Here is a 6,456-nt window from a genome sequence, read left to right as displayed (position 1 = left end):
CGCAGCGTTGCAGGTTACCGCGGCGCCGCATCGCGGCCGGAGGCCGCTCCCACAAGGACTTTTCATGTTCCGCGGCGGCGGACAGGTCTTCATGGCCGTTAGCTGATCTCCGTGAGGCGCCTCGACTATGACCACGACCTGACTGCCTGGTCCCGCGAGCAGGCGCACCTGCTGCGGGCCGGCGCCTTTTCACAACTCGACATCACCCCCCACTGACTGTCCCTGGGACCAGACGCAGGTCCTCAGCGACTATTGGCCTTCCACCACGGAGCCCCTCGAATGCTCAGTATCCAAGGATTGAACCAGTTCTACGGCGAGAGCCACACCCTCTGGGACCTGGATATCCAGGTCCCAGAGGGTGAATGCACCTGTGTCATGGGCCGCAACGGCGTCGGCAAGACCACGCTGATGCAGTGCATCATGGGCCTCTTGCCGCTGCGCTCCGGTACCATGCAGTATCAGGGGCAGGACCTGGCCCGGCTCCCCGCCGAGCGGCGCGCCGACCTGGGCCTGGGCTATGTGCCTCAGGGCCGGCAGATCTTTCCGTTGCTGACGGTGGAGGAGAACCTGCGCATCGGGCTGCCCGCCCGGCACGACGGTCTGCGTCAGGTCCCGGACTTCATCTACGAACTCTTTCCGGTGTTGAAACAAATGCTGGGGCGGCGCGGCGGCGACCTCTCCGGCGGTCAGCAGCAGCAGCTCGCCATCGGCCGGGCGCTGGTGATCGACCCCAAGCTGCTGATCCTGGATGAGCCGACCGAGGGCATACAGCCGAACATCGTGCATGAGATCGGCAGCATCATCCGCCGCCTGATCGCCGAGTTCGGGCTCACCGTCATCCTGGTGGAGCAGAAACTCCCCTTCGCTCGCCGGGTCGCCGACGGCTTCGTGATCCTGGACCGGGGACGGCTGGCGGCGCGCGGGGCAATGAACGAATTGGGCGATGACCTGGTGCGGCAGTATCTCAACGTGTGAGCCCAGAAAAAGCAGTTTAGCCGCAAATGAACGCAAATAATCAGATACTTGGCCTTCACTGCATCTTCACCGTCCGGGTGACGCCCGCGACGATCCCAACCAGCCGATTTATTTGCGCTTATTCGCGTTCATTTGCGGCCAAATACTCTTTTTAGGGTGAGTCAGTTGCCGGGCCGCGCACTTCGATCCTGGCGATCATGCCGTTCTTGATGCTGATGCGCGCCACCGGTCGGTCGGGTCCGTCGTTGTAGACCCAGACCTCGTAGGGCTGGGGTATTGACTGGATCACATAGTGGCCCAGGTTCATGTCATAGACCGGGGTGGCGATGGGGCGGTCCTGCGCCTGTTCCACGGCGGTGGGTTGGCCGCAGCGCTGCGTCAGGTCAAAGCTGCTGTCGCCCTCGGTGACGCTAGGGGTCCCGCAATACAGGATCTGGGCCGGTTCCGGAGTGCAGCCGCCGAGCAACAGGACGCCGGCGGCGAGCAACGGCAGTAGTGGGTAATGCATGGCGGGTCTCCGCTTCGGCGAGTGACGGGGTGCGAGCAAAACTGATGTGGTCTCGGGGACGATGTAGGGTGGATAAGCGCAGCGCATCCACCCGCGCCGCCGATACCTTGGCTGCCTATAGAACCATTTTCGTTGTCGTTGTCGTTGTCGAGGTTGTCGTAGCGCCCCGGATTCTCTCGCACTCCAAAGTGCATCGCTTCTCCGATTGCGATTACGACAACGACAACGACAACGACAACGACGCGGTACTTAGGGACATGATCCCCCGCCCCGGGTCTTGTCAATGGCCGGCCTCCACCAGACTCGCCCGCGGCACCGGCGCCAGTGCTGGGCGCGCGTCGCCGAACCAGCGCACCAGGGCCGAGTCACCGGGCGGCCACTGGCCCTTGGTCCGGTTGTCCGGGGCCGCCCCGGTGAAGATCAGATAGCCGTATTTGCCGTAGTGCGGGAGCTTGCGGGCGAGCCCGGGCAGGGCGGCAGCGTCGCCGGCCGCGATCCAGCCCAGGGCCTGACCGTCGCGCTCGCGCGTGAGGACCAGGCCGGCCCCCAGGGTATCTACATCTGCCCCGGCAATGCGCAGGGTCCGCCCCTGCGGGTCCAGACTGAAGTCCCGGCTGTCGGCGGCAAAGGCCGGGCTGAACCGGTTTTCCCAGCCCAGCAGCCAGACCGGACGGTCCTTCGGCAGTTCCGCCTGATCGCTGTCCAGCGCGACCCGCCAGCCCGGCTGGCCCACGGTCCAGGCCGTCGCCAGGTCGCGGTAGCCGGCGAGCAGTGAGGGTTCTGCCCCGCTCGGGAGCAGGATCAGACCCTGGGCGGCGCCAAAGAGCGCGCCTAAAGACACCGCCGCCTCGCCCGGCTCCAGGGTGCGGAAGCTGTCGAACGCCGGGTCCAGGGCCAGGCGGAGCGGTGCCGCGGGCAGGTCGATGGCGAAGCGCCCCTCGCGCCCATCGAGGTTCACCAGCACCCGTTGCGGCGGCCCCGTCACCGGATGGACCACCACCGGCACCACCAGCGGGAAGGGCGCCTCGCGCTGGGTCTGCATGATCCGGCCGCTGACCCGATACCCGGTCTTGGTCGGCTCGGTCTTGACCTCGGTCAGGGCGAGACGCACCGCCCCGGTGCGGGTGGTCCAGGCGGTGAAATAGTCCTTCAGGTCCCGGCCGCTGACGGTCTCGAAGGCGCGGCGCAGATCCGCATAGCCGGCGGCCCGAAAGCGGTTGTCGGTGTAGAAGCGTTGCAGCCCCTCGGTAAACAGGGCGTCACCCAGTTGGAGGCGCAGGTTGTGAAAGAACATGGCCGCCTTGCCATAGCCGATCGCCTGGCTCGCCTCGCCGTGGCGCCCGCGGAACGCGGTGAGGGCAAAGTCCTGGTCGGTACTCACATAGTCCGCGTAGGCCTGGAGGCTGTCGCGGCGGTAGGCGGCCCCCTGGCCGTCGCGTTCCTTCATCAGGTGGTCGGCCAGATAGGCGGTCAGGCCCTCGCTCCAGTTACCGGTGCGCTGCTCGACATAGACACCGTTGCCCCACCAGTTGTGCAGGACCTCATGGGGGTAGGACGAGCCGATGATGAAGGGCAGGCGGATGACCCGGGGGCCGAGCAGGGTGAAGGAGGGCATGCCCAGTCCGCTCTCCCAGGAGTTCTCGACCAGGGCGAACTTGGCATAGGCGTAGGGGCCGATCAGGCGGCTGTAGAGGTCCAGATACTCACGGGTGGCCGCCAGATAGCTCGCCGCCAGGGGCTCGTCGGGGGTGCGCAGCCACACCTGCGCCTCCGCCCCCTTGGCCCCCCCCGGGTTCCCGGGTTCGCGATAGAGGGTGAAGGGGGCGGCGATGAGATAGATGTCGTCCTGGGGTTGGGTCTCGATCCAGGCCGAACCCGCGAACCCCGCGCGCTCGGGCCCCGCCCCCTGGGACAGTGCCTGCCAACCCGGCGGCAGCGTCACCAACAAATCAAAACGTTGCAGGGTACCGGGCACGCGCGGATACCAGCCGCTGCCCCCGTCCAGGAAGACCCCGTCCGGGGCGATGGTCCCGGTGCTCTCCTGGCGCTCCCGGCCCATGCCCTCCGGCACCGCGGTCAGTCCATGGCGGATCTGGCCGCCATAGGCCAGGGTGACGGCACCCTTGGCCGCGGGCGACAGATGCAGCCGCAGGGCTTCCAGGTGTTCATCCCGACCCAGGGGTTCCAGGGTCGCGTCCCCGGACAGGACGCGCGGGGCCAGGCCCGTATGCAGGACAAGGTCGACGCTGTCGCGCCCCGGCGGCAGGGTCAGCTTGTCCACCACATTAATCTCCCCGGCCGCGGGGTCGAGCCGGACCTCCATGTGGTGTCCGACGACCGGTGTCTCGGCCGGCAGGGCGCGGGGCATGAACAGGGCCAGCGGCAGGGCGGCGATCAGGGCCAGGACGGGGGCGGGCTTCAGAAAGTGGTGCATGGGGGTCGGTCCGGCGCTTGCTTGGGTTGGCGGGAATCGGCCGCATTAGGCCATAATCGGGGAAAGAGCAGTTATCCACAGATGAACACAGATGAACACAGATTATTCATTGATTTACGCTTGGCTGGAGGGCTCACCTTGCCGGTGATTGTGACAATATCGATAAACTTATGATAATTAAAATAAAATATGTCGTCATCTGTGTTCATCTGTGTTCATCTGTGGATTTTAGGATAATCCGATGGGATTGACCGCGGTGCTTGTCGAATAATGCGGCCCGGCGCGGGCCAACACCAGCCAGATGCCGGCAGCGAGGGCTACCGTGACCTTTGATCGTTCCCTTCTCCCCACCGTCCTGGCCGTCTCGCTGGGTCTCCTGCCCGTGGCGGCGCTGCCGGGGGCCGACGTGACCGCCGCCGCCCCGCCCCTACCGGCGGACTCGCTACCCATCGAAACCGCCGGGGTTCCCGATGGCCGCGTCGTCTCGGACCTGGAGCAGGTCCTGGATGCCATCGCGCCGCACCGGGTCGTCTTCGTCGGCGAAAACCACGACCGCTACGCGGACCACCTGAACCAACTCAAGGTGATCGAGGGCCTGCGGCGCCGCGGCAAGGACCTCGCCATCGGCGTCGAATTCTTCCAGCAGCCCTATCAGGCGGCCCTGGACGATTACATTGCGGGCGTGATCGAGGAGCCCGAGTTCCTGCGCCGCAGCCAATACTTCGATCGCTGGCGCTTCGACTACCGGCTCTATCGCCCTATCCTGAGCTACGCCCGCGAGCACCGGATCCCGGTCATCGCACTCAACCTGGAGTCCGAGTTGACCCGCCGGGTGGGCGAGGTCGGCATCGCGGGCCTGACCGACGCGCAGCGTGCGCGCCTGCCGGACCGGATCGACCGCTCGGACCCCGCCTATGAGGCGCGGATCAAAGGGGTCTTCGCCCAGCACCCCGGGGCGGACAAGAAGTCATTTGAACACTTTATCGAGGTCCAACTGCTGTGGGACGAGGGCATGGCCGAGCGCGCCGCCGGCTATCTGCGCGCAAACCCTGACCGGACCCTGGTGGTCCTGGCCGGCGGCGGGCACATCGAATACGGTCAGGGCATCCCCCAGCGGCTGTTACGGCGCGTGCAGGTAACCTCCACCACCCTGTTGAACGTCGGCGATCAGGAACTGGACCCGGCGGCGGCCGACTATCTGCTCGACCCGCAACCCGTGGAACTGCCCCCCGGGGGCTTGCTCGGCGTCCAACTCGCGGAGCACGGCGAGGGCCGCGGGGCCCAGGTGCAGGGTTTCGGTGCGGGTAGCGGCGCCAAGGCTGCCGGGCTCCAGGATGGCGACTTCATCGTGCGGATCGGCGAGCAGCAGATCGAGGGCTACGCGGACATCCGCATCGCCCTGCTCGACCGCCAGCCCGGGGAGCGCCTCCCGGTCGAGGTGCGGCGCAAGGGCGGCGGCGGGGAGGACGAGAGGCTCCGCTTCGAGGTCGAACTGCATTGACCGTCGGTTCCGCCCGGCGGGCGCCGCATCTCGACCCCCGGCGGCGGAACTGCTACTGTCGCCCGCCATCGACAACACTGCGGGAATTTGCGTATGAGCGAGATCAGATGTGCGGTCACCGGTGCCGCCGGCCGCATGGGGCGCACCCTGGTGCAGGCGGTCACGGAGTCGGCGGGCCTGGTGCTGAGGGCGGCGACCGAGCGGCCGGGGTCCAGCCTGATCGGGGCGGACGCGGGTGAACTGGCGGGGGTCGGCCGTTTGGGGGTCGCCATCACCACGGACCTGGCCGCGGTCACGGAGTCATTCGACGTCCTGATCGATTTCACCGCCCCATCGGCGACCCTGGCGCACCTGGCACTGTGCCGCGCCGCCGGCCGGGCCATGGTCATCGGCACCACCGGTCTGGATGCCGAACAGCGGGCGGCCGTGGCCGCGGCCGGCGCCGACCTCGGCATCGTCTTCGCGCCCAACATGAGCGTGGGCGTCAACCTGTGCTTCAAGCTGCTGGACATCGCCGCCCGGGTGCTGGGCGACGAGGTGGACATCGAGATCATCGAGGCCCATCACCGCCACAAGGTCGACGCCCCCTCCGGGACGGCCCTGCGGATGGGCGAGGTGGTGGCCGCGGCCCTGGGCCGGGACCTCGGCGAGGTCGCGGTCTACGGACGCCAGGGCCATACCGGGGCGCGGGAGCGGCGTACCATCGGCTTCGAGACCATCCGGGCCGGGGATGTGGTGGGCGAGCACAGCGTCTGGTTCGCCGCGGACGGGGAGCGGGTGGAGATCGCCCACAAGGCGTCCAGCCGGATGACCTTCGCCCGCGGCGCTGCGCGGGCGGCGTGCTGGCTCGGCGGCCGGGGTCCCGGGGTTTACGACATGCAGGACGTGCTGGGACTGCGGGACCTTTGAGCGTGGCGAGTGGCTAGTGGTCAGTGGGGCCTGAGCCCGACGGGTCGACCGGGTGCGATCAGAACTGATGTGGTGACCGAGATCCCGGGTACGCTATCGTTGTCGTTGTCGTTGTCGTTGTCGTAATCG

The 6,456-nt window shown here is 67.4% G+C and carries 6 protein-coding genes; 4 read left to right on the top strand and 2 right to left on the bottom strand.

Translation table 11 applies throughout. From position 1 onward, the window contains the following. Positions 1-111: 111 nt before the first annotated feature. Positions 112-216: a DUF29 family protein gene (locus QZY48_RS18175; RefSeq protein WP_295433726.1), complete on the top strand. Its 105-nt coding sequence runs from the start codon at positions 112-114 to the stop codon at positions 214-216. 63 nt (positions 217-279) lie between these two features. After that, complete coding sequence (gene urtE / locus QZY48_RS18170; RefSeq protein WP_295433724.1) at positions 280-975, top strand: urea ABC transporter ATP-binding subunit UrtE; 696 nt, start codon at positions 280-282, stop codon at positions 973-975. A 151-nt stretch (positions 976-1,126) separates the two neighbouring features. Here the strand turns inward: urtE and QZY48_RS18165 are convergent, their stop codons facing one another. Further along, complete coding sequence (locus tag QZY48_RS18165) at positions 1,127-1,483, bottom strand: DUF2845 domain-containing protein (protein ID WP_295433722.1); 357 nt, start codon at positions 1,481-1,483, stop codon at positions 1,127-1,129. 280 nt (positions 1,484-1,763) lie between these two features. Continuing rightward, positions 1,764-3,917, bottom strand: coding sequence for a M1 family aminopeptidase (locus QZY48_RS18160; protein ID WP_295433721.1), 2,154 nt, complete (start codon positions 3,915-3,917; stop codon positions 1,764-1,766). A 322-nt stretch (positions 3,918-4,239) separates the two neighbouring features. Between QZY48_RS18160 and QZY48_RS18155 the strand changes: the two genes are divergently transcribed. Then, on the top strand, positions 4,240-5,418 hold the full coding sequence (locus tag QZY48_RS18155) for a ChaN family lipoprotein (RefSeq protein ID WP_295433719.1): 1,179 nt from the start codon (positions 4,240-4,242) through the stop codon (positions 5,416-5,418). A gap of 93 nt (positions 5,419-5,511) precedes the next feature. Next, positions 5,512-6,327, top strand: a complete 816-nt coding sequence (gene dapB / locus QZY48_RS18150; protein WP_295433717.1) for a 4-hydroxy-tetrahydrodipicolinate reductase — start codon at positions 5,512-5,514, stop codon at positions 6,325-6,327. Positions 6,328-6,456: the final 129 nt, after the last annotated feature.

It is taken from the genome of uncultured Thiodictyon sp. (genome assembly GCF_903828115.1).
GTDB lineage: Bacteria > Pseudomonadota > Gammaproteobacteria > Chromatiales > Chromatiaceae > Thiodictyon.
This window is presented reverse-complemented; position numbering and strand designations above follow the sequence as displayed.